Source organism: Jatrophihabitans sp., from assembly GCF_051960575.1.
Taxonomy (GTDB): domain Bacteria; phylum Actinomycetota; class Actinomycetes; order Mycobacteriales; family Jatrophihabitantaceae; genus JBQCEE01.
Window position 1 is genome coordinate 37,166 of sequence record NZ_JBQCEE010000306.1, and the last position, 23,525, is coordinate 60,690.

Here is a 23,525-nt window from a genome sequence, read left to right on the forward strand (position 1 = left end):
ATAGGTCCGGTGTCAGCTGCGCGGGGTTGTCACTTGGAGTGATCGTTGTCCACGCACCGTGCCGCCCGCCCGTCGCCCGCTCCCCGCCCCCGTCGACGTCCCGTGGTGCTGACATCGGTCGTCGGTGTGCTGGCCGCCGCGGCTACCGTGGCCGTGGTGGGCATCGATGTGAGCGCGGTCGGCGCCCAGGGCGGCTCGACGACGAGCAGCCCGGCGTGGAAGGCGGCGCACATCGCACCGGCACTGCGACGGTCGAGGACCACCAGCCCGACCCCGACCTCGACGTCGCCCGCGCCGACGACCTCGAGCACGACGTCGTCGGCCACGCCGCCGCCCACCACCAGCACGACCTCGCCGGCGCCGACGACCTCGCCCGCGCCGACCACCTCGACGAGCAGTGCGCCGGCCCCCGTGGCGTCCACGAGCGCCGCGCCGACGCCGTCCGCGACGACGGCCCTCGGCACGCTCGTCACCCAGACGGGACACGCCTCGTACGAGTCGTCCCGTGGCGTCCGGGTCGCGATGCTCGAGCTCAACTGGGGCGCGTACGAGCCCGCGGACGGCCAGTTCAGTGCGACGTACGCCGCGAGCATGAAGTCGCAGCTCAACGCGTACCTGTCGGCCGGCATGCGGGTGACGCTCGGGCTCGGCATCCACTACACCCCGTCGTGGGTGTTCGGCCTCCCGAACAGCAGTTACGTCGACGAGCACGGCAGCGTCGTGCAGTCGCCCAACCTGGTCTTCAACCAGCAGGTGCGCAACCGCGTGGCCGGGTACCTGGCCCGGATCAACAGCGACCTGGGCCTCGGCAACTTCTGGGCCGTCCGGGTGAACACGACCGCCGAGATGCTGTACCCGGGCAACGGCTCGTACTTCGCCTTCGACGCCAACGCGCAGAACGGTCCCGACCTGCCCGCCTCGCAGGCGCGCAACCCGTTCCCCGGCTGGCACCCCGGCACGACCGGGCTCACCTCGGCCCAGGTCGACCAGTGGGCGCGGTGGTACGTCGGGGCGCTCTCGAACACGGCCGACTGGTTGATGACGACGATGCAGGGCCTGGGCTTCCCGGGCTGGTTCCAGATCCTCACGCCCGGCTCGGGCATCCGTCCGGACGGCTGGAAGCGGGCGATCGCCGCCAACCTCCCCGATGGCCTGATCGGCGTCGGTGCCGCCTGGGACGTCTTCTACGGGGCCCTGACCCAGCGCACCCACGTCGTCGTCTACGTCTCGTCGGTCGCGGACGGATCGGGCGGCAACGACTCGTGCCAGAGCGCCGACACCTCGGTCTCGCTCACCGACCCCGCCGCCGACTCGTGGTCCGCCACGCGGTGGCTCACCCGGATCGCGCGGGCGTCGGGCATGCAGGTCGCCGGCGAGAACCCCGGGTACAGCAGCGCGTCCGCCGCGTACTACACGGATCTCTCGAGCGCGGGGCTCATGGCGACGTCCCTGCGCCAGGCCGTGAGCTGCGGGTTCCAGGTGCTGTACTGGGCGCACGACGACCGGCTCTGGGACGGCACGGTGCCCTTCGACTCGTACGCCACGCAGGGCGCCGCCGCCATCGGCTCGACGCCCGGCCTCCCGGCCCTGGCGGGCTGACCGGCCGCGGCGTCAGCGGTCGGGCGAGCCGGCCGCGTCCGAGGTCGAGGACGTGCCGGCGCCGACCGGCGCCGTGTCGCTGCGACGACGCTGCAGGCGCGCCGCCACGGCGATCACGACGAGGTCGGCCAGGAGCAGGCCCCCGCCGATCGCGCCGAACTTCAACGCCGATGCAGGCTCGTCGGGCTTGGGCAGCGGGTCGACGCACCCCGGCAGGGTCGAGCCGGCCGGGACGACCGGCGTGCCGACCTCCCACAGCGAGATGCTGTCGCTCGTCGTGCTGGACGCGGCGAACACCTCGCGTCCGTGCGACTTGATCCACGCCTCGAGTTCGGGGCTGCTCGGGCCGTACCGCAGGTCGGCGTCCTTGGGGGAGAGCAGGAACAGGTGCACGCCCTGCTGCAGCGCCTCCGGACCGGTCGTGTACTCGGTGATCGGGTTGGTGCGCAGGGTGTACGCCCAGTGCGTCGTGTCGCCGGTCGAGTTGATCGGGATGCACGCGGCGTAGTGCGCGCGGATGTAGCGCTCGACGCGGGCCGTGGCGTCGTCCGACGCGATGATCGAGTACTGCAGCCAGCTGGCCAGGCCGAGCACCGTGGCCACGGCGGCGACCGCGGTGCCCGCACGGACGGCGGTGTCGCGCGACGACGTCTGCACGAGACGGTCGAGCCCGACCGTCGCGAGCAGGACGGCCGCCGGCACCGCGTAGACGGTGAGCTGCTCGTTCGACTGGCCCGCGACGAAGCTGTAGCCGAGGAAGGCGTACGTCGTGACGCCGAGGGCGACGACCGACGCGAGCGCCTCGTCGGCCAGCCGCAGCCTCGCCCGCGCCCAGCGCCAGGCCGCGACGAGCAGCACGACGGCGCCGAGCAGGAACAGGACGTAGCCCCCGAGGTACTGCCACAGCGTGTCCAGGGCGCTCGCCGACCTGTTGACGCCCGGACGGTTCAGGCCGGTCACCTGCACCACGCCGAACAGGCGCCGGATGCTCAGCGTCTGGGTGTCCTGGAAGTTGTGCCACTGGCCGATCGAGGCGGCCCAGAGCGGGAATGCCGACCAGAGCACGGCACCGACGGCGAGTGCGGCGACGTCGCGCACGACCTGCCGCCCGGCACGCTGCAGGATCGCCGCGACGAGCGGGGCCAGCACGATGAACAGTGCCGGTTCCTTGATCAGGATGGTGACGCCGATCATCCCGCCCACGGCGGCGACGTAGAGCGCCGTCGAGGCGTGCCGGAGGCGCCACGCGACGGCGATCGTCCCGATGCCAGCGAGGACGGCCATCGGCTCGAGGATGAGCGTGCGGCCGAAGCGGATCAGGAACGGGTTGAGCGCCGCGAGGACGACGGCGAGCACGACCACGCGGCCGCGTGCCGCGGACGGTCGCCCCACCGTCCACTGCCGGGCCAGGCCGCCGATGCAGACGACGAGCCCGATGTCGAACGCCGCGTTGAGGTACCGGCCGGCGTGGATCGTCGTCACCACGCCGCTGTGCAGATGACCCGTGAGCCCGAGCCAGCCCGCGACGGCGAGGAAGAACAGCGGTGGGTGCACCAGGATCGGCGAGTACTCGAACGTCACGGCGTTCCCGCCGCCGATGTGCTGCCCGGCGAGGGCGTAGACGGTCTCGTCGAAGTTGAAGTCCGGCGCGCTGCTGAGGTTGATCAGGAACGTCAGCGCGGCGAGTGCGGCACCGCCGAGCAGGACGAGCCCTGCGTGCGCGTCGGCCGTCTGCCACGCGCGGGACAGCGGTCCGGGCGCGCGGTGCACGGACCCGTGTCGCGGCCCGCGGTCGCCGTGGGTCGCAGCACCAGGTTCGCCCATGTCACGGTCAGTCCTTCGTCATCGCACGGTCCCGGATCGGGACGAGTCGGGCGCTCGGCGTACCCCGCGCCGGTCCGGCCGGACGCGGCACAGCGCAAGAGGGTACGTGGGACTCAGCCCGCCTTGGCGGCCGGGGCGTCGTCGTCCGCCTGCCGCCGCAGCACCGAGACACCGGCGAGCTGGTGCGAGACGCGACCGGCGTGGTCACGCAGGGTGTCCCGGAAGAGCGCCTCGTGCCGCGTGGCCGTCGCCTCCGCGGTCAGAGCGCTGGCCCGCCGCACGGAGGCAGCCGCCAGCTCGCGGCGATGGGTCGGGTCGGCCTGCAGACGCCGCAACGCCTCGCGGATCGAGTCGGCGTCGCCCGGCCGCACCAGCACGCCCGACGGACCGGCCACCCCACGGACCCCGGGCAGGTCGGACGCGAGTGGCACGCACCCGGCGGCCATCCCCTCGACGAGGACGATCCCGTAGGCCTCGGCGCTGGTGACGCTGGGCAGCGCGATCACGTCGTGGGCGCTGTACGCCCGCCACAGCTCGTCGTCGTCGACGCGGCCGAGGAACCGCACGTTCGACAGCCCCCACTCGGCCACCTGCGCCTCGAGTGCCGACCGCTCGGGCCCGTCGCCGATCACCGTGAGCCGGATGTGGTCGAGGCCGCGCAGACCCTGCAGCAGCACGGGCAGACCCTTGTAGGGCCGGAGCTGTCCGACGAAGAGCACCCGCAGGTCGTCGTGCCCGTGCTCGGCGCGCTCGACCACCTTGTCGGCGGTCTCGATGCCCCAGGGCACGACCTCGACGCGCGTCTCCTCCAGGGCGGCGAACTGACCGGCGTACTCGTCGCTGCTGACCAGCACCGCGTCGGCGACGCGGGCCAGCCGGCGCTGCAGCAGGTTGTACGGCGCGCACAGCAGCCGGAGGCCGGGGATGGCGAGGTCGCTGTGGTGGGTGTAGACGATCCGCGGTCGCGCGACGGCCGGCCGGCGGGCCATCAGCATCAGGAAGACCTCGCTCATCGTCGGCACCGGGCCGTGCACGTTGACGACGTCGTACTCCTCGAGGCGTGCTGCGAAGCTGCGCCACGAGAAGACGAAGGCGGAGAAGCGGAACTCGCGGTAGCTCAGGTGCGGGAAGTCCGCGCGGCTCACGACATCGACCTGATGGCCTCGTGCGGAGAGCGACCGGTGCAGGTTGCCGACGGCGCGGGAGATGCCGCTGACGACGGGCGGTGCCTCGGACGTCAGGATCAGGATGCGCAGGGGCCGATCGGCGGCGTGCGTCGCGACCGCGTGCGTCGACCGCCGGTACAGGGCGGGATCGTCGATCAGGGCGAAGGCCGCGCGGCGTTCACGCACCGCGTGCCGCCGCAGGCGCGCGAGGTGGCCGGCCCGCCGTCGTGCCGCGCGGGCGGACGGAACGCGCCGACCGCGGCCGGTGGTCGTCGGGGCCGCCGGCACGTCGGTGCACCGGGCCCACCGGCCCTTCACCAGCACCTCGAGCAGCAACGTCTCGGCGTCCGGGCGCACCTCGACGCCCTCGAGCACGTGCCGGCGCATGGCGAACAGGGTCGAGGTCGGGTCGGCGGTGACCCGCGAACGACGCAGCAGCAGGTGGGCGGCCGACCGCGGGCGCCGACCGGAGCGGTGCGGGCGACACGAGACCGCGAGGTCGTCGGTGCCGTTCAGCGCAGACATGAGCGCGGGCACCGACGCCGCCACCTCGTCCAGCGCAGCGGACGCGACGACGATGCGGTCGGCGGTGCTCAGCCGGACCGCCGCGAGCAGCGCCTCGTTCCGGCCGATCGGGCCGCGGTGCTCGTAGCGGACGTGCGCACTGGCCGCGGCGAGCGTCGCGAGCTCGCCCGGACCGGCGTCGCCGTGCTGCACGACGACGAGCTCCCACGGCCGGTCGTCGAGCATGCGGACGAGCCGGTCGTGCAGGTCGATCACGTCCTGGCCGCGGCCCTGCGCGGTCACGCAGATCGAGACCCCGTGCGCCCTGAGTCGGGCAGATGGCAAAGCGCCAGCGTGATTCGTCGACATAGAAAAGAAACCCCCCGCGACGCGTCCCCCCGGATCAGCGTCAGGATCATGGTACCCGGCAGGGCCGCCCTCGGCAGACCGACGACGAGACTCGGCGAATGCCCGATATGAGGCGTGTCACGCTTCCTGGTCGGCGTCCTGCGCCGACCGGTCGAGCAGGTGCCGGAGGCGGTGCACGCTCGAGGTCCAGGTCAGCTGCGTGATGGCCGCGCGTGCCGCCTGCGCACGGGCCGTGCGCTCGCCGGGCGCGGCTGCGGCGACCGCCGCCCCGGCCCAGCCGGTGACGTCGTCCGGCGGCACGAACCGCACGCCCTGTGGTGCGAACTCGTGGAACACGGGGATGTCGCTCGCGACGACGGGCGTGCCGACGACGAGGGCCTCGAGCAGCGGCAGACCGACACCCTCGATGTGGGACGGGTACAGGAACGCCGCGGCGCCGAGGTAGAGGTCGCGCAGTTCCGCGTCGGTGACCGACGGCAGGTGCACGACGCGGTCGGCGAGACCGAGCTCGTCCACCAGCGCCGGCACAGGGTCGGGGAACCGTGCGTCGACGGTGCCGACCAGGACGAGCCGGAACTCGGGAGGCACGACCGCGAGCGCCCGGACGAGCACGGCGACGTTCTTGTGCGGGCGGCGCGCGCCGACGTGCAGGAAGTACGGCTCCGCGAAGGGACGCGCCGGGTCCGACGACCCGGTGTCCGCGAGGAAGTCGGTGTCGGCGCCCCACGGCACCACCTCGATCGAGGCCGCCGGACGACGGTAGAGGCGCGCGACGTCGCGCGCCGACCACCTGCTCGGGGCGATGACCTCGGTGCGGCGCACCACCACCGCGGTGAGCAGGCGGTACAGCAGCCGGGTGCGGGTGTCGGGCGCGAAGGCCGGGTCGGTCTCGAGGATGCAGTCGTGCACGACGCTCAACCGGCGCGCGCGACCGCTCAGCGCCGCACCGAGGTGGTACGGGAAGAGTGCCGCGTCGGCCCGCAGCCCACGCAACAGCCGCGGCCAGGCGAGGTACTGCCGGGGCGAGGTCAGGGTCGGCGCGAAGCGGGCGACACGATGGCCGAGACCGGTGGTCAGCGCGTCGAGGTCGAAGCGTTCGGCCCGCTGGTCGGGGTTGAGCACGACGGTGACGTCGCAGAAGTCCTGGGCGGCGATCTCGCGCAGCAGCGCGGCCGTGACCCGGCCGATGCCGTGGTACCGGTCGTCCAGGACGCGGCCGTCGACGACGAGGTGCATGCGGCTCATGACGTCCCCCCGGCGTGCTTCGCGCGGCGGAGGTACGGACGCAGCGGACCGAGCACGCGGTCGACGTCCTCGTCGTCGAACACCTTGAGCAGACGGGCGGACACGACGTACACCAGCAGTCCCACGACGATCAGCGACCACGCCGCGAAGGTGCCCGAGGCCGAGGCGGCCAGGAAGGCGAGCGCTGCGGGCACCAGCGCGACGAGGTACCTGAGCGCCACGCGCGTGGGGAACTCCCGCACCCGCTGCACGGCGACGTAGGTCGGCAGGAGGACGAGCACGGCGATCCAGCAGCCTGCGCAGAAGGCGATGCCGGCGCCGGTGATGCCGTCGCGTGGCACCAGCACGGCCAGCAGCACGATGAGCACGGCCGCGCCGACGGGCAGGCCGATCGCGGCCGCGCCCGGGCGGCCGAGCGCGAACAGCGACTTCATCACGTAGTTCGCGACGACCAACCCGACCGTGCCGATCGCGACCAGCCGCAGCACCTGTCCCTCGTGCGCGTAGGCGGCCGGGAAGAACAGGCGCAGCAGGGGGATCGGTGTCAACGCGAAGACGAGCTGGATCGGGACGATCAGCAGCGGGATCCAGCGCGCGGCCGTCGTCACCCAGCGATGCGAGTGGTACGGCGATGCCCTGTTCGCGGCGATGAACGGGAAGATGGCGTCGATGATCGCGTCGGACAGGTAGTACGCCGCGCGGGCCAGGATCACGCATGCCTGGTAGCGCGCGATCTCCGCGGCGTCGAGGTGGGCACTCGGGCCGAGCACGCTGAGGCCGAGCACGTCCGCCGTCTGCAGCAACGAGAAGGAGACGAATGCCACCCACGTCGGCAACGCGCTGAGCACCGTGCCGGCGCCCGCGAGCGGCCCGACACCGGGCAGCACGTCGTGCAGGGTCCTGAGCGCGATCACCGTCGCGACGGCCGAACCGGCCACGAACGCGACGCCGACGGAGATGGCGGCGGCGTGGAAGGCGAGGATCAGCGCCAGGGCGACACCGGTCTTGACCAGGATCTCGACACTCTGCATCGCACCCTGGCCGGCGAAGCGACGCGTGCCCTGACATGCCGACACGAGCACCGAGTTGAGCGCGAGCAGGACGATCTCGACCGCGACGGTGAGGTTCAGCGGCCAGGACTCCGAGGGGACGATGCGGACGCCGGACGCCTGCGCCGCCAGGAAGGCGGCGGCGAGCACCACACCGAGCGCGAGGTTGCCCGCGAGCGCCGTGCGGAACTGCTGCGCCTTGTCCGCCGCGCCCAATGACGGGTCGGCCAGACGGCCGGCGAGCACCCACGGGAAGCTCGCCGTCAGCAGGCCGGCCGCGAGCAGGTAGACGTTCTGCATCGCAGCGACCGTGCCGAAGGCGTGCTTGTCCAACAACCAGGTGAGCGAGACGCCCAGCGCGTAGTTGAGGACGGCGCCGACGGCGAAGCGGATGACCAGGATGCGGCCGCCCGACCGGGCCGACTGCTCGGCCGACAGTGACGAGGTCCGCGGACGACGGGCCCCCCGGTTCAGCGCGGACGTGCGGAGTGCCACGTGAGCACCGACGTCAGTTCACGTCGGCGTTGTCGACGGACATCGCCGCGGGGAGTCGACCCTGGTACGTCCGCGCTGCGGTCGTCGCCGGCTGGTGCGTCCAGCCGTAGACATACCCGGCGAGCACGGCATACGTCGAGAGCGTCTTCAACGGCCGGAACCCCATCTCGAAGCGCCGATCCGGGTCGAAGTACACGTGCACGAACAACGCGACGGGGAACGCGAGCACGGCGAGCGGGACGAGCACGCGGCCCCGCCAGTCGCCCAGGTGCAGCAGGTCCATGCCGCGGCTCGGGTCACGCCGTGCCTCGTGCGCGTGGCCGACGCCGTAGAAGAAGCTCTTGCGCAGCAGGAACTTCAGCGACGGCGGCGGATCGTGGTAGACCCAGGTGCGTCCGGCCAGCACGATCCGATGACCGTCGGCGCGCACACGCGCGAAGAACTTCGTGTCCTCGCCACCGGTGCCCATCGATTCGTCGAACCCGCCGATCTCGTCGAACACGCTGCGTCGCACGGCCGCGCACGTCGTCGTGATCGCCGTGAAGCCGTACTCGCCGAGCGGCGGATTGCTCTCGGTGTCCTCGTCCTCGACCGGGTACGACATGCGCGGCACCTGGTCGACGACGGCCCGCTGGAACCTCGAGGCGTCCGGCGGTGCCAGCTTCGACGTGCCGGTGACGGCGATGGACAGGTCACCGTCGAGCACGTCGACGAGACGTTGCATCACGTGCTCGTCGCCGAGGTAGGCGTCGTCGTCGACGAAGAGCAGGATGTCGCCGGTCGTGTTCTGGGCGCCCAGGTTGCGAGCGCGCGCCGCGGGGGAGACGCCCCGGACGATCTTGATCTCGAAGTCGGAGAAGGTCTGCTCGCGCAGGCTCGCGACCAGGCGGTCGACCTCGCCCGTCCACGACGGGACGATCACCGAGACGCGGGGCGAGGCGGAGCTCATGGCGTCCAGTGTGCCGCATGGATCATGCCGCGAAGGCTGAACGCAGTGGCACGCTGATTTTGCCGGGGCACCGTCGCGAGGCGAAGATCTCACGGTGACGGCCGCGCCAGCATCGCCAGGTGCCCTGCGCAACGCCCTTGCGAACTCGGGCGGTCAGATCACCGCACTGGTGATCGGCATCGCACTGACGCCGCTGCTCGTCCGGCACCTCGGCGACACCGGCTACGGCGTCTGGGCCCTGGTCGCCGCGTTGCAGGGGTTGGGCGGCGTGCTCGATCTCGGCGTCACGGCGAGTGTGGTGAAGTACGTCGCCGAGTACCGGGCGCGCGGCGAGGACGCGGTCGTCAACCGGATCATCGGCACCTCGGTCGCCGTCCACTTCGTGCTCGGCAGTCTCGCCGGCGTGCTGACGGCGGCCGTCGCGGTGTGGGGGCTGCCGCATCTGCACGTGGGCGCTGCCGAGCAGCACGAGGCACGGGTCGCCCTGCTCATCGCCGGGGTGGGTCTGGTCGTGGGCCTGCCGACGGGCGTGCTCGCCAGCGTCCTGACCGGACTGGCGCGCTACCCCGCGTCCAACGCGGTGACGGTCGTCCAGGCGGTGGTGAGCGCGGGCGCCACCGTGGCACTGGTGGAGGCGGGCACCGGCCCGGCCGGCCTCATCGCGCTGAACACGGTGTCCCTCGTCGGGGGGAACGTCGCACGGTGGCTGCTCGCCCGCCGGGCCGCGCCGGGTCTGACGGTCGACGTCCGCCTGGCGAGTCGGGCCACGATGCGGCTCATCGGTGCCTACAGCGTGTGGGCCCTGCTGCTGGACGTCGCGAACCGGTTGTTCCGCAGCGGCGACGCAGTGATCATCGCGTCGGTGCTGCCCGTCGCCGCGGTCACGGAGTACAACCTCGGCTTCCGCCCGTCGGCCGCCGTCGCCTATCTCTCGGCACCGGCCGTCGGCGTGCTGCTGCCACTGACATCGGCGCTGGGTGCTCGCGGTGCGAGTGGCGAGGTGCACCGTCTGCTCGTGGCGGCGACCCGGCTGGCCGTCGCGATCACGATGCCCGTGGTGCTCTGGCTGGCGATCTGGGGCGGTCCCGCCATCACGGTGTGGGTCGGGCCGAAGCATCATGCGGCGGTGCCCATCCTGTGGGCCTTCCTCGGTCTCGCGCTGACGGCTGCCGCGCAGAGCGCCCCGGCGACCATTCTGCGCGGCACGGGCCGCATCCGGTCGCTCGCGCTGGTCGTCGGATGTGAGTACGTGCTCAACATCGCCCTGACCATCTGGCTCGTGCACGAGATCGGGGCGCTCGGCGCGGCGCTCGGCACGTTGATCCCGGGAGCGGTCAACGGGGCGCTGGTGATCCCCTGGCTCGCGTGCCGCGCGCTCGGGGTGCCGTGGCGCCGGCTCGCCGGGCAGGCCCTGCTGCCACCGGTGCTCGTCGCCGTGCCGGTCGCGGCCGGCCTGCTCGTGCTGCGCACGGTGCTCGACGCGCCGACCTTGACCACGCTCGTGCTCTCGGCCGCGACGGCGGGTCTTTCATACCTCGCGCTCTACGGCTGGTGGGGCGCGGGTGACGAGGAGCGGCGGATCGCCGCGGCGACCGTCGGCGGTCTGCGCGCGCGCCGGATGGCCCGTGGCGGCGCGGCGGCGGCGGACGCCTCGTCGGAGGGGCGGGGGCGATGACGGACACCTCGGTGAGCGTGGTGATCTCGACCCTCGACCGGCCCGAGCGGCTCGCCCGCTGCCTCGACGCGCTGCTGTCGGGCGACCGCCTGCCGGACGAGATCGTCGTCGTCGACCAGGGCGACGCCGACCGCACCGCCGGGATTATCACCGCACGGTCCGCCCGCGGCGTGCCGCTGGTGCACCTGCCGCAGCGACGCCGGGGGGTGTCGGTCAGCCAGAACGCCGGGGTCGCCGCGGCGCGCTCGGACCTGGTCGCCGTCGTCGACGACGACTGCATCGCGGCGTCCGACTGGCTCGCGGAGATCGTGCGGCTGCACACCGCCGTCAACGGTCCCGTGCTGCTCACCGGCCGCGTCCTGCCGCAACCGCCGGTCGGCGACCGGGTCGTGCCGATCTCGTCCCGGACGTCGCTGCGGCCCGCGACGTTCGACGACCGGTCGGCGTCGTGGGATGTCGGCACGGGCGGCAACTTCGCTGTGACGCGCGCCGCCTATCTCGCGGTGGGCGGCAACGACGAGCGGCTGGGCACTGGTTCGCCCGGCCTCGGCGGCAACGACCTCGACCTGTTCCGTCGACTGCTGCGCGCCGGCGTGGTCGGGCGCTACGAGCCGACGCTCGTCGTCGAGCACGAGCGCGGCACCGTCGCCGACCACCGCAGCCGCCGGTGGTCGTACGGCTTCGGTCTGGGCGCCGCGCTCGCGCTGTGGTGGCGGGACGGCGACCCGCTCGCCCGGCCCTTGGCCTGGCAGTGGTTCCGGCTGCGGGCCGGACGGGTGCGGCGCCACCCGCGGTGGTCGGTGGTCCGCGACGAACTCCGTGTGCTGGCCGGCACGGTCGCCGGCTTCCGCCACGGGCTCAGGGTCGCTCGGCTGCCGTCCGGTCGGACGGGGACGTCGTGACGGACGCAACGATCGACGTCGAGGCGCCCGCCGCGCCCGGCGGCGTCGAACCGCTGCGCGAGCCGCCGACTCTCTCGGTGCTGATCGCGGCGCGGAACGCGGCGCGGACGATCGGCGAGGCCGTCGAGTCGGTGCTGACCCAGACCCCGGCTCCGGCCCAGGTCATCGTGAGCGACGACGGGTCGGAGGACGATCTCACGGCTGCACTGCGCCCGTTCGGCGACCGGGTCGAGCTGGTGCGTGGCCCGTGGGGTGGCGTGTCGGTCGCGCGCAACTGGGGCGCCCGGGCGGCGCGCAGCGACTGGATCGGGCTGCTGGACGCGGACGACGTCTGGCTGCCCGGCCGGGCCGCGGCCCTGACGACCGCGGCACGGGTGCGGCCGGACCTGTCGATCATCACCACCGACGCGATCGTCGTCCGTCAGGGGCGACCCGAGCAGGGCAGCTACTACGCGACGCGGCGGTTCGACACGACCGACCAGCTCACGGCGATGCTGCGCGAGAGCTTCGTCTTCGGCGCCGCCGCCCTCCGGGCCGACGCCCTGCGTGCCGTCGGGGGGTGGTCGCCGGAGGCGCGGGCGGCCGAGGACTGGGACCTGCACCTGCGGCTCGTCCTGGCCGGCGCGCGCGCCGGGCTCGTGCGCGCGCCGCTCTACGAGTACCGCCGGAGCGGCAGCAGCATCACCGCGTCCAGGGTTGAGCTGGCGCTAGAGGTGCGCGCGATGCTCTCGCGCCTCCGCCCGACGGTGCCGACCGACCGACAGCACGTGCTCGACGCGACCGACCGCGAGTGGGCGTACCGCGCGGCCCAGTCGGCCCGGGCCGCTCGCGATCCGCGGGCGCACGCGCTCGCCGGCACGGCGCTGCGCGGGACGACCCAGCCCCCGCTGCGGCGGGCGCGGCTCGCCGCGTGGTGGGCGACGACGCGGTGACGATGTGGCACGTCGCCGGTCAGCGGCGCCGTGCGCGCGCCAGCAGCCTGCGGAACGGCGCCTGCCCGAGCAGCAGTTTCGCGCCGAACCGGATCGCGCCGTCGGTGCCGTCGATCGCGATCCTGCGGTAGGCCCAGCGGTCGGTGCCGACGTCGTTGAAGCCCGCGTGCACCGCGAACGCCGCCGTGTAGCCGGCATCGCGCGCGGCCGCTTCGACGGCCGCGTCGTGTGCGCCGTAGGGGTAGGCGAGCAGCCGCACCTCGCGGCCGAGGGTCGCTTCGAGCACGTTCCGCGACTCCCTCAACTCGTGTTGTAGCTCTGCCTGCTCGAGGCGCGTCAGGTCGCGGTGGGTCATGGCATGTGACTGCACGCGGAAGCCGGCTGCGTCCAGCCGACGCAGCTGCGCGCGGTCGAGCAGCGGTTTCGGTGCGGTGCCGGCGCTGCGGTCCCACGCGTTGTCACGGCCGATCAGCCCGGCCACGGCGAAGAGGGTGGCCGGCGCGCGCTTCCGTGCGAGTACGGGGGCGGCGTGGTCGAGGTTGTCGACGTACCCGTCGTCGAAGGTCAGCGCCACCGACCGGCGGGGTACCGGGCGGCCCGACTGCAGCGCGGCCACCGCCTGCTCGAGATCGATCACGCGCCGGCCGAGCACCCTCAACACCGTCAGGTGCCGTCGCAGCCGGCGGGGCGGCACGGTGTAGCGGTCGGCGCGCCCCGGGGCGACGCTGTGATACATGAGCACCGCGAGACCGGGGCGGTCGAGCTCGCGCCACCGGGCGGCGGGCGCGGCGCTACGGACACCCTGCCAATAGCGGTGGCTGCGCACCGCCGTGAAGACACGCTCGTGGGCGAACTCGACGCCGGACCTCGCCCACGCGACGACCACGCGCTCGACGACGCGGTCGACCGCCGGGATCGAGGTGGCGGCGAGGGCGAGCCGGCGGACGACCCGGAGCTGGACGGTGCCGTCGCTCGGCCGACCGACGGGCAGGTCGGCGATCGCCTCAGGGTGCTTGGCGACAATGGACACCGCCGCCTGGCCGGCGTGGAACAGGTCGCGCAGCTGCCGCTCCGGCGACTTGGGGTTGTCGACGACGACGGCGGCGTCCGACTCGTACACCAGCGGCACCCCGCCCCGCACGAGGCGGTACCCGAACTCGGCGTCCTCGCCGTAGGGCAGGGCTGCGTCGAAGCCGCCGAGGCGGACGGCCGCTGCGCGCCCGACGCTGAGGTTGCCGGTGTAGACGTCGGTCCAGCGCGGTGTGCGGTGCTCGAGCCTGCGGTAGTGCTCGGCCCACCACTCGTCGAGCGAGCGACCGGCCATCCCCGGCGTCGGGCGCTGCACCATGCGTCCGAGCACGACGCACCCGTCGTCGCCCGCGCGCCGCTGCGCGCGCACGTGCGCCTCGAGCAGTCCCGGCTGCGCCTGGACGTCGTCGTCGAGGAAGAGGACGGAGCGTCCTCGTGCCGCGTCCAGGCCGGTGTTCCGCGCGGCCGCAGCGCCCGCCCACTCCTGCGTCCGGACGGCGAGACGCAGGCCGTGCCAGTCGGTACTCGCGGCCAGGTCGGCGACGGCCGCCTCGCTCTCGTCCTGCGGGCCGTCGAGCACGACCACGATCTCGGTCTCGATGCCCGCCGCCGCGGCTGCGCGCAGCTCCGGGGCGAGGCCGGCCAGGCAGACGAGCAGTCGGTCGCGGCGGTCCTTCGACGGGATGACGACCGTGAGGTCCAGCTGCTGGTCGCTCATCGTCGCGCCTCTCGGGCGGTCGACTCGAGCAGCGCGCGAAGTGCCCGGACGCGAGTCCTGTCGTCGGTGAGGGCCGACGGGGCCGCGGCGGACAGCCGGTCGCGCGCCGCCGGATCGGTCAGCAGGCGCACGACTGCAGCGGCGAACGGCTCGGTACCGTCGGCGACCTCGAGATGGTGACCCGGCCGTGCCGCGAGCCCGGCGGCGCCGACCGTGGTGGTGACGATCGGCGTTCCGGCGGCCAGCGCGTCGAGCAGCTTCATCCGCATCCCCCCACCCTGGCGCAGCGGGGCGACGAAGACGGTGCACCGGCGCAGGAACGGCTCGACCGACGGCACCTCGCCGGTGACCTCGACCCCGTCGCCGGCGAGCGCCCGGATCTCGTCGGTCGGGTTCCGCCCGACGAGGCGCAGCCGTGCCGTGGCGTGCCGCCGGCGGATGCTCGGCAGGATCTCGTGCGCGAGCCACACGGCGGCGTCGCGGTTCGGCGGGTGGTCGAAGTTGCCCACGAACAGCAGCTCGTCGTCGACGCGGAGCGACGGGTCGTCGTGCTCGTCCGGGCGCGGTCGCCCGTCGCCGAAGGGGATGACGCTCACGGACGCGCGCGACACGGCGCGTCGCACCAGCGCGGCGTCGGCCTCGGTCGGCACGGTGACGGCGCGGGCCCGTCGGTACACCGCGTGCGCGTAACGGCGCCACCGGACGGTCTCGTAGCGGTCGATGAGCCGGCGCACCGGGCCGATCGGGACCTCGTGCTCGGCGCGCAGCGTCGTGGCGGCGTCGTGCTCCGAGACCACCACCGGTGCCTCGATGGCCGGTGTCGCCCCGTATTGCGCGGCGAGCACGTGCTCGACGAGGACGACGTCGGGGCGCATCCGCCGCGCCGCCGCTGCCACGGCGCTGACCATCGCGCGCGAGCGGAACTCCTGCACCAGCATCGGTCGCGTCGGCAGCACGAGCCCGAGGGCGAGCACGAACCGCTTCCGCACGGTGCCGCGGCGCGGGGGCGGCACCGCGACGATCCGTGCGCCGGCGACCGAGTGCGGCGTCGGCCCGTCGGGTTCGGCGAAGCACACGACCTCGACGTCGTCGGTGCGCGCCAGGGCGGCGACGCGGTCGTACACCGCGCGCGGCGCACCGCTGTGTGCGTCCGCGTCGGGCAGGAACGGCGTCACCAGCAGGACCCTCACGACGCGCTCCCGCCGAGCAGGGCGCGCAGTCGCCGCACCGACGCACCGGCCGCGGGCCGGGTGCTGCGGTTCCATTCGTTGCTGGCATGGTGCAGGTACGTGGCTGCGAGCAGCATCGGCGTCCACTCGCTCGCGATGCCGAGGCGCCTGAGGTGGTCGGCGAGCGCGGCGTCGGCCGCCTCGCAGTAGCCGGGTGCCGGCGGCGCCTCCTCGCCCAGACGGGCGAGGAAGTACGCGAGGTCCGCACCCGGCAGGCCCCACCCGGCCGCCTCCCAGTCGACGAGGCCGGTGAGCCGGTCGTCCTGGCCGACCAGCACGTTGGGTGGTCCGACATCGCCGTGGACGAACACGGCGGGCAGGTCGTGATCGTGCTGCAGGCGCCGAGCCGTGTCGGCCAGCCCGCGCAGTCGGGTCGCCTGGATCGCATCGACGAGCCCCGGGGGAGGGTCGTCCAGGGGAGCGAACCAGGCCCGACACTGCTCGTCGGTCGCCGGTCGGCGACTCCGTGCGGCCAGCTCGGTCAGCCAGTCCGCCAACGGTTGCATGCGGCGCAACCAGTCCGTCGCCGTCCGGCGCCCCTCGCTGAGTGCGACCAGCAGCGGCCGCCCGGGCACGACCTCCTCGGCGCAGACGCGGCGTCCCCGCACCATGCCGCTGCCGACCGCACGCGGCGTGCGACAGATGGTCGGCAGTGCCCACCGGGCGAGGTCGGCCTGGGCGGACGGTTCGACCAGGCACCGGTCGTTGTCGCGCGCGTCGCGCGGCATCTTCACCGCGAGGGCCGGCTCGGCGTCGCCGGCGCCCCACGCGAGGAACGTCATCCGCCAGCCGGGCCCGCCCCCGCCGGGGATGAGCGTGAGATGGGGCGGGGGAGCCGTGTGGTGCGACGACGATCGCTCGGCTGGAACCTCGTCGAGCCACGACGAGACGAGCCGGCGGAGCGCGCCGAAGTCGCCGGACGCTCCTCGCCCGGCGATCACGGCGATCGCGGGGACGGCGGCGCAGAACACCGGTGAGCCGACGAGCGGCCGGAGCGTCGCGCGCATGGCCCGACGTGCTTGCGTCGACGCGTGCAACAGGTGTTGCAGATACCAGCGACGCACCGCGGGCGCGTCCAGCGAGAGCCAGAGGTCGGGTGCCCCTCCGGTCGAGCGGGGCCAGTACCACCGGATGTCGGTGAAGCCGTCGCGGCGCAACCGTCGCTCGACGGACGCCCGTCGCGGGCGCAGGCGTCCGTGCCACAGCACGACGAGCGCCCCGCCGGGCCGCACCCTCGCGCCGAGCTCGCCGACGCCGCGCGCCGAGCGAGCCGTCGACGCGGGCACGGCGACGAGGTCGGCCGCGGCGCCGACGCCGTCGGTGATCCAGCCCTCGCGCGGCAACGCCTCCCGGACGCCGGCGGCCCTGTCGCCGATGACGATCGCCTCGCCGGGCGGCTCGGCCGGCACGAGGGAGAGCCAGTGCGGGGACGTCCCGGCCGGCGCGCCGTCACATCCTGGCAACGAAGCTCCAGGCGCTGGCGGTGCGCAGGGCGAGGTGGCGTTCCTCCGACGACGTCGCCCGGCGTGACCGCAGGCGGTGCTGCCGGGTCTTGATCACGGCCATACCGCGGACGAGCAGACGCGCGAACAGCTGGGCCGACCGCGAGTGGAACCGCGAGTAGTAGCGGTAGAGACCCCGGAAGAACTCCGGCAGTGCGACCGGGCCGTCGGTGCTGCCGCCGCCGAGATGCATCGCCCCGGCCGCCGGCTCGAACCAGACCTGCCAGTGCAGCTGGTCGAGACGGCGGCAGAGGTCGATCTCGTCCCAGTAGAAGAGGTATGCCGGGTCGAACCCGTCCGCCTCGTCCCAGGCGCTGCGCCGCACCAGCCAGCACGCCGCCGCGACCCAGTCGGCCTGACGCGCACGGTCGTGCCGACCCGCGAGCGGCAGACGATCGCCGAGCCGTCGGTCCTTGACGAGCCGCCACAGCGAACTCTGTTCGAGGAACAGCGTCATCGGGCCGGGGAAGCCGTGACAGGACCGTTGCAGGCTGCCGTCGCCGTTGCACAACCGGGGCGCGACCACCGCGATCCGGTCGTCGCTGGTGATGCGCTCGAGCAGCATCGTCAGGCTGTCCGGCGCCAGGAAGCAGTCGGTGTTCACCAGCAGCAGGTACTCGCCCCTGGCCTGCGCGGCGCCGAGGTTGTTGCCCTGCGCGAAGCCCAGGTTGTTCGGCGAGCGGATGAGCCTGTCCGGCCGCAGGTCCGGCGGTACCGAGTCGACGCTGTCGTCGGACGACCCGTTGTCCACGACGATGATCTCCACCGGGTGCCCGGCCGTGCCCTCGCGCAGGCTGCGCAGGCAGCGGGTGAGCAGGTCGCCGCCGTTGAAGTTGACGACGATGACCGAGACGAGCACGTCCAACGGTCACCCCTCCGCTGTGTTGATCGACGGCCAACCTATCGAGGCCGAGTGGCCACCCGCATGACGAATGGTCCCTGTTCGTCGCCCGGCGGGCAGCCGCTCGGTCGCCCGGCGATCGATTCGACCGGTGCGGCTGTCCACACCCTGCCGCTTCGGCGCGCGGCTGAACGCAACCTGTGCCTACCATCTTCGCACTGCTGCGCATGGGGGGGCGGGTGGTGGCGATGTCGGCTGTGTCGATCCTCGAGTCCGAGGTGCGCGAGCTGGTGCGGCGTCGTGGGCTCGACCCGATCGCGCAGGCCGAACAGGTCGCCTCGATCGTCGACGAGGTCGTCGCCGACTACCGCGACCGCGCGATCACGGCGGCGCTCCCGCCGCTCGGTGATCCGCTGGCCGTGTCGCGGTCACTGCTCGATGCCGTCGCCGGCTTCGGCCCGCTGCAGCCGTTGCTGGACGATCCGACGGTCGAGGAGATCTGGATCAACGAGCCTGGTCGGGTCTTCGTCGCCCGGCACGGCCGTTCCGAGCTGACGACCGTCATCCTGACCGCCGAGCAGGTCGCCGACCTGGTCGAACGGATGCTGCGGCCGACCGGCCGGCGCATCGACCTGTCCACGCCCTTCGTGGACGCGATGCTGCCCGACGGTTCGCGCCTGCACGTGGTGATCCCGACGATCACCCGTCGTCACATGGCCGTGAAGCTCGCGAAGTAACACCAGGGTCTTCACACCCTCCTCACGGCTCGTTGCTTCTGTCCGCTGCCGGGGATCTGTCACCGATTGGTGCGGCAGTCCCTAATTGGCCCAGACGACGTCGGTAATTCTGGCGGTCGAACTCGTCCCGCCGCTCCGAGATCTTCGGCATGTCAGGCGCGGTCGGCAATGCCGCGCGCACTTCGGGTACTCGAAACGCCTGCGCGACAGGGCCGCGAGCAGCCGTGCTAGCAGGGCTGTTCACAGCTGCGGTAACCGATGATCTTGGTCGTGTGATCCGGTTCCAGAGTGCCGGCTAATCTGGAGGCTGTGAGCGATGGCCCGCAACCAGTCGCGGGGAAGGGTCGCAGGTGACTGCCGGCGCCCTGTTTCTGGCGGTCTTTCTCGCCTGCGTGGTGGAGGCTGTCGAGGCGACCACCATCGTGCTGGCAGCGGGCATAGCTCGGGACTGGCGTTCGGCACTGCAAGGTGTCGTTGGGGGTCTGGTCGTGCTTGCCGCGATTATCGCCGGACTGGGTCCTGCGGTTTCTGCGATTCCGCTGGGTGGACTGCGGCTTGTCGTGGGCGCCATTTTGCTGATCTTCGGCCTGCAGTGGCTACGGAAGGCTATTTTGCGCGCCAGCGGTTACAAGGCGCTGCACGATGAAGATTTGATCTTCCGGACCGAGGTGGCCGCAGCCCGGGCTGCCGAGCGGCAATCACGCCGCGGCGTCTCCGACTGGTACGCCTTCACCTTGTCGTTCAAGGGGGTCTTGCTTGAGGGCCTCGAAGTCGCCTTCATCGCGCTGACCTTCGGCAGTAACCAGCACGACATCCCGCTGGCCAGCATCGCGGCGGCCGCCGCTGTCCTGGTCGTTGCTGTTGCTGGCGTTGCAGTGCGCGGGCCGCTGGCTCGAGTCCCGGAAAACACGCTGAAGTTCATCGTCGGAGTCATGCTGACCGGCTTCGGCATGTTCTGGGGGGCCGAGGGCGCTCAGGCTCACTGGCCTGGCTCGGATGCCGCGTTGCTCGTGCTTGTTCCGGGGATCGCTGGCCTCGCGCTCGGTCTCGTCGCCGCGCTGCGCCGCCGCCGCAGGCCGGAGCCAGCCTTGTCCGCGTCGGTGCTTGCGAGGGAGCGGCCATGATCGCCAGGATTCGTGCGTTCGGCGCGTTCTGGTACGACTTCGTCGTTGGGGATGACTGGCGGGTCGCGGTGGCTGTCGTGATCGGCCTGGCTATCACCTACGGGGTGTCGCAGGCCGGTGTTCCCGCGTGGTGGGTCTTGCCCGCGGCGCTTGTCGTCGTCTTGCCGGTGACGCTGTGGTCGGCGACCCGACCGAAGTCCTGACCCGACCCGAGGACGGGCGGCCCGAGGACACATTGCACCCGGCCCCCGCTCGCCGGGCGCGGGACGGTGTTGACGGCCGTTCGACGGACAACACGATGGTTCACCTCGGCGGCCGGGTCGTGGCTGGTGTGTCTGAACTGAGGATCGGCGGCGCGTGAATTGAGCTTTTCCTCGTCGGCGAAACATGATCCCTTCATGCACACTGTGATCGCCTGGACCGCGCAGGACCTGCTGTGGGTGATGGTCGTTGCCTTCGCCGTCGTCTGGGTTGTGCTGGAGTCGAGGCGCGGAAAGGTCGAGGTTGGTGCGCAGGCAGTCGTGGGCTTGGCGCTCGCGCTGGTGTTGATGTACGCCGCGAAGTCGGTGCACCACGACCCCCGACCGTTCGTCGCTGATCCCGGTGTCCGCCCGTTGTTCGGGCACAGCCGCGACGACGGCTTCCCTTCCGACCACAGCGTTGCCGCGTCCCTGATTGCCGCTTTGATCGTCGTGCGGCACCGCATCCCCGGACTTGTTATGGCGGCCGCCGCGGTAGCGATCGCGTGGGCCCGGGTCGCGGCGCACGTCCATCACCTACAGGACGTCGTCGCCGGTCTGCTACTCGGCAGTGTCGCCGCCGCGATCGCCATCGCGGTGACGCGACCTGTGCTCGCTGGGCTTGCGCAACGCAGCGAGGGACTCGGCCGCCTCCTCATCGATACCGGTCAATCACGACGGGACTGAGTTGGCCTCGATCGCGACCTCGGCGAGGGCGAGATCTGATGTGTCCGGGGCTCACACCGAATCGCTGGGACACCTGATGTCGCCCGGGTGAGTCACGGCACGCTGCCCTGGCCCGCGTTGTCCGAAGGGTTCGCCGGTCTGGAGCGGCGTAGACGCTGAATGACATGTTGAGTTTCGCCAAAACCTGTCAAGGTCGTCAGACCGGACGCTGCCGAGAGTTCACTCTGCCAGACATGAGGCGGTTCAGTCACCACGGAAAGGACAGTTCGAGTCTGCTGGCCCGGTTCGTACGTGAGCCCCGCGTCGGGGTGAGCCGGGCGACGATGGCTGATGGGTGGCACGCGCATCGGTATGGCTCACGCCAACACGCCCACGCTCCTATGACCAGTTGGCAGGCACAGGTGCACCTTGTGACCACACAAGCAGCAGCGCACTACTGCCGAGCCCGCGCGGTGTCGACCATGGTCGTTGTGATTGGAGAAGCTGACGGCCCTGCGGCGGGCGACCCTGGGGTCGAGGTGAGGCGGACCACGCGCCTGCGGTGGAGGCTGGGGGCCGAGGTTCCCGGGCTTGCCCTTGCGGTGGCGATCGCGACAGCAGCGACGGTCGTCGGCCGGTTCGTCCCGGTGTTGGGCGGCCCTGTGAGCGGGATCGTCATCGGCGTGGCGGTGGCCGCGCTCGTCAAACCTGGAGACCGGCTCCGTCCGGGCGTCAACACGGCTAGCAAGTTCGTGCTGCAGTTGTCCGTCGTCGTGCTCGGTTCCCAGCTGTCGCTCTCGCAGATCGCCCGGGTGGGCGGCCAGTCGCTGCCGGTCATGCTCGGTACCCTCGCCGGCTGCCTGGTGGCGGCCTACGTGCTCGGCCGCTGGCTCGGGATCGTCGGGGATCTGCGCACCCTCATCGGTGTGGGGACGGGGATCTGCGGCGCTTCGGCCATCGCGGCGGTGACGCCCGTGATCGGCGCGATCGGCCTCGACGTCACCTACGCTATCTCGACTATCTTCCTGTTCAACATCGCGGCCGTCGTGACCTTCCCCGTGGTGGGGCACCTGCTTGGGATGAGCCAGCACGCGTTCGGTCTGTTCGCCGGCACCGCCGTGAACGACATGTCGTCCGTGGTCGCGGCCTCAACCACCTACGGAACGACCGCGGCCAATTACGCCGTCGTCGTCAAGCTGGTCCGCACCTTGATGATCATTCCGGTCAGTCTCGGACTCGCGACCTGGGCCGGGCGGCGTGCGGTACCGACCGGGACCGGGCTGCCGGCTCGTGACGTGGCGGACTCGGGTCCGGCATCTCGTGCCCGTGTGCACGTGCTCCGCCTCGTGCCGTGGTTCTTGGTCGCCTTTCTCCTCGTCGCCGCCGTCAACACGTTCGGACTGATCCCTGCCGCCGCTCACGCCGGGCTGAGCACTCTCTCGGTCTTCCTCATCACCGTCGCGCTGTCGGCGATCGGCCTGACCACCGACGTCGCTGGCTTTCGCCGCGCCGGGGCCAAACCGCTGCTGCTCGGCGCATTGTTGTGGATCCTCGTATCGCTGACGAGCCTTGCCCTGCAGTACGGGACCGGCCTCGCGTAGGTGTCGTCCGCGTCCTCGGCGTGCCACGGACCGTCCCACAAGGCCATGTTGTGGCTGCCGTAGCGTTGCGTTGTGGTTCTCAGCCCGCGCATGCCCGATTTGGCTGCCATCGAAGTGTTGGTGGCGGTGTCGCGGGGCGGCAGTCTGGGCGCGGCTGGTCGCGAGCTGGGCATGACACAGCAGGCCGTGTCGGCGCGCATCGCCGCGCTCGAGGCGCAGACCGGTGTCCGGTTGGTGACCCGCACTGCCCGGGGTTCTGAACTCACGGTCGCCGGCAAGCTCGTCGTGCAGTGGTCGGACCGGCTGCTTCACGTCGCGCAGGAGGTCGACGCCGGCATTTCCTCGTTGCGTGCCTCGACCCGATCGCGGGTGCGGATCAGCGCCAGCCTGACCGTCGCCGAGCAACTGCTCCCGGGGTGGCTCGTGTCGTTGCACTCGGTGGCGCAGGGCCGCGGAGAGCTGCCTCCCGATGTTGTGCTCACCGCCACCAACAGCGGCCACGTCGTCGAGGATGTCCGCACCGGCGCAGCGGATCTCGGCTTTGTCGAAGGACCCTGAGCGCCGCGAGGGCTGCGCAGCACCGTGGTGGCCTGCGACGAGCTGGTCGTCGTCGCGCGCCCCGAGCACCGCTGGGCCCGACGCGCTGAACCGATCCTGCCGGCCGAGCTGGCGTCCACCCCGCTGGTCTCGCGAGAGACCGGGTCGGGAACGCGGGAGTTCTTCGAGAGCGCGTTGGCCGATTTCGGCGCCTCACCGTGCCCGCCCGTACTGGAGCTGTCCACTTCGGCCGCCGTACGAGCCGCGGTACTGGCCGGGTCCGCACCAGCGGTGCTCAGCCGGCTCGCCGTGGCCGACGACGTCTCCGCCGGACGGCTCCGCATCGTGCCGGTCGACGGCCTCGATCTGAGACGCGATCTCCGGGCGGTATGGCAGGGCGGCCGAACACCACCGGCGGGCGCGGTCCGCGACCTGCTGGCCCATATCGGGTCGGCGCATCGCCGATCACGCTGACGCCCCGAGAGCCTTCGGGGCCAAAACGGCGGCGGCCGGACGTCGGGGGCCGGGCGTCGGAGACGTGGTCGTCCGACGCCCGGCCCCCGCCAGCGACTTGTTGGTCGGCAGGAGCGCCT

Annotated in this window: 18 protein-coding genes and 2 pseudogenes; 10 read left to right on the forward strand and 10 right to left on the reverse strand. The window is 72.4% G+C overall.

Annotation, left to right across the window (positions count from 1 at the left end; all coding sequences use genetic code 11):
• Positions 1-29: 29 nt before the first annotated feature.
• Positions 30-629, reverse strand: a complete 600-nt coding sequence (locus tag ACTHMS_RS17090; RefSeq protein ID WP_440307864.1) for a hypothetical protein — start codon at positions 627-629, stop codon at positions 30-32.
• Here ACTHMS_RS17090 and ACTHMS_RS17095 point away from each other — a divergent pair.
• Complete coding sequence (locus tag ACTHMS_RS17095) at positions 592-1,599, forward strand: hypothetical protein (RefSeq protein WP_440307865.1); 1,008 nt, start codon at positions 592-594, stop codon at positions 1,597-1,599. The genes ACTHMS_RS17090 and ACTHMS_RS17095 overlap by 38 nt on opposite strands.
• Positions 1,600-1,611: 12 nt before the next feature.
• On the opposite strand, the gene ACTHMS_RS17100 is transcribed toward ACTHMS_RS17095, so the two are convergent.
• The 5 genes from ACTHMS_RS17100 to ACTHMS_RS17120 form a co-directional block, all read right to left on the reverse strand.
• Positions 1,612-3,423: an ArnT family glycosyltransferase gene (locus tag ACTHMS_RS17100; protein ID WP_440307866.1), complete on the reverse strand. Its 1,812-nt coding sequence runs from the start codon at positions 3,421-3,423 to the stop codon at positions 1,612-1,614.
• A 113-nt stretch (positions 3,424-3,536) separates the two neighbouring features.
• On the reverse strand, positions 3,537-5,396 hold the full coding sequence (locus ACTHMS_RS17105) for a glycosyltransferase (protein WP_440307867.1): 1,860 nt from the start codon (positions 5,394-5,396) through the stop codon (positions 3,537-3,539).
• 183 nt (positions 5,397-5,579) lie between these two features.
• Positions 5,580-6,707 (reverse strand): glycosyltransferase family 4 protein, encoded by a 1,128-nt coding sequence (locus tag ACTHMS_RS17110; RefSeq protein ID WP_440307868.1) that lies wholly within the window; start codon positions 6,705-6,707, stop codon positions 5,580-5,582.
• The gene (locus tag ACTHMS_RS17115) at positions 6,704-8,251 is read right to left on the reverse strand and encodes a lipopolysaccharide biosynthesis protein (RefSeq protein ID WP_440307869.1); all 1,548 of its coding nucleotides are present in this window, start codon (positions 8,249-8,251) and stop codon (positions 6,704-6,706) included. Before ACTHMS_RS17115 ends, ACTHMS_RS17110 begins: the two co-directional genes overlap by 4 nt.
• 13 nt (positions 8,252-8,264) lie before the next feature.
• A complete protein-coding gene (locus ACTHMS_RS17120) occupies positions 8,265-9,200 on the reverse strand; it encodes a glycosyltransferase family 2 protein (protein WP_440307870.1) in 936 nt (311 codons plus the stop codon).
• A 94-nt stretch (positions 9,201-9,294) separates the two neighbouring features.
• Between ACTHMS_RS17120 and ACTHMS_RS17125 the strand changes: the two genes are divergently transcribed.
• Genes ACTHMS_RS17125 through ACTHMS_RS17135 form a run of 3 tightly spaced genes read left to right on the forward strand, consistent with a single transcriptional unit; the run spans position 9,295 to position 12,709 of the window.
• Positions 9,295-10,875 carry an oligosaccharide flippase family protein gene (locus tag ACTHMS_RS17125; RefSeq protein WP_440307871.1) on the forward strand — a complete coding sequence of 527 codons (1,581 nt, stop codon included), beginning with the start codon at positions 9,295-9,297 and terminating at the stop codon, positions 10,873-10,875.
• An 11-nt stretch (positions 10,876-10,886) separates the two neighbouring features.
• Positions 10,887-11,777, forward strand: a complete 891-nt coding sequence (locus tag ACTHMS_RS17130) for a glycosyltransferase family 2 protein (protein WP_440307872.1) — start codon at positions 10,887-10,889, stop codon at positions 11,775-11,777.
• Entirely contained in the window at positions 11,774-12,709 is a 936-nt protein-coding gene (locus ACTHMS_RS17135; RefSeq protein WP_440307873.1) for a glycosyltransferase family 2 protein, read from the forward strand. Before ACTHMS_RS17130 ends, ACTHMS_RS17135 begins: the two co-directional genes overlap by 4 nt.
• Before the next feature lie 19 nt (positions 12,710-12,728).
• Here ACTHMS_RS17135 and ACTHMS_RS17140 read toward each other — a convergent pair whose 3' ends face one another.
• Genes ACTHMS_RS17140 through ACTHMS_RS17155 form a run of 4 tightly spaced genes read right to left on the reverse strand, consistent with a single transcriptional unit; the run spans position 12,729 to position 18,046 of the window.
• Entirely contained in the window at positions 12,729-14,456 is a 1,728-nt protein-coding gene (locus ACTHMS_RS17140) for a polysaccharide deacetylase family protein (protein ID WP_440307874.1), read from the reverse strand.
• The gene (locus ACTHMS_RS17145) at positions 14,453-15,646 is read right to left on the reverse strand and encodes a glycosyltransferase (protein WP_440307875.1); all 1,194 of its coding nucleotides are present in this window, start codon (positions 15,644-15,646) and stop codon (positions 14,453-14,455) included. The genes ACTHMS_RS17140 and ACTHMS_RS17145 overlap by 4 nt, the downstream gene beginning before the upstream one ends.
• Entirely contained in the window at positions 15,643-17,148 is a 1,506-nt protein-coding gene (locus ACTHMS_RS17150; protein WP_440307876.1) for an aminoglycoside phosphotransferase family protein, read from the reverse strand. Before ACTHMS_RS17150 ends, ACTHMS_RS17145 begins: the two co-directional genes overlap by 4 nt.
• Entirely contained in the window at positions 17,135-18,046 is a 912-nt protein-coding gene (locus ACTHMS_RS17155; protein WP_440307881.1) for a glycosyltransferase family 2 protein, read from the reverse strand. Before ACTHMS_RS17155 ends, ACTHMS_RS17150 begins: the two co-directional genes overlap by 14 nt.
• Positions 18,047-18,276: 230 nt before the next feature.
• On the opposite strand from ACTHMS_RS17155, the pseudogene ACTHMS_RS17160 reads away from it, so the two are divergent.
• The 6 genes and pseudogenes from ACTHMS_RS17160 to ACTHMS_RS17185 form a co-directional block, all read left to right on the forward strand.
• Positions 18,277-18,762 (forward strand): annotated as a pseudogene (locus ACTHMS_RS17160) (CpaF family protein); the annotation flags it as partial.
• Between the two features lie 353 nt (positions 18,763-19,115).
• Positions 19,116-19,889 carry a COG4280 domain-containing protein gene (locus tag ACTHMS_RS17165; RefSeq protein WP_440307877.1) on the forward strand — a complete coding sequence of 258 codons (774 nt, stop codon included), beginning with the start codon at positions 19,116-19,118 and terminating at the stop codon, positions 19,887-19,889.
• Entirely contained in the window at positions 19,886-20,092 is a 207-nt protein-coding gene (locus ACTHMS_RS17170) for a hypothetical protein (protein ID WP_440307878.1), read from the forward strand. Before ACTHMS_RS17165 ends, ACTHMS_RS17170 begins: the two co-directional genes overlap by 4 nt.
• A 195-nt stretch (positions 20,093-20,287) precedes the next feature.
• Positions 20,288-20,815 carry a phosphatase PAP2 family protein gene (locus ACTHMS_RS17175; RefSeq protein ID WP_440307879.1) on the forward strand — a complete coding sequence of 176 codons (528 nt, stop codon included), beginning with the start codon at positions 20,288-20,290 and terminating at the stop codon, positions 20,813-20,815.
• A 380-nt stretch (positions 20,816-21,195) separates the two neighbouring features.
• Positions 21,196-22,395 carry a YeiH family protein gene (locus tag ACTHMS_RS17180; RefSeq protein ID WP_440307880.1) on the forward strand — a complete coding sequence of 400 codons (1,200 nt, stop codon included), beginning with the start codon at positions 21,196-21,198 and terminating at the stop codon, positions 22,393-22,395.
• Positions 22,396-22,485: 90 nt separating this feature from the next.
• Positions 22,486-23,406, forward strand: a pseudogene (locus tag ACTHMS_RS17185) (LysR family transcriptional regulator).
• Positions 23,407-23,525 lie beyond the last annotated feature (119 nt).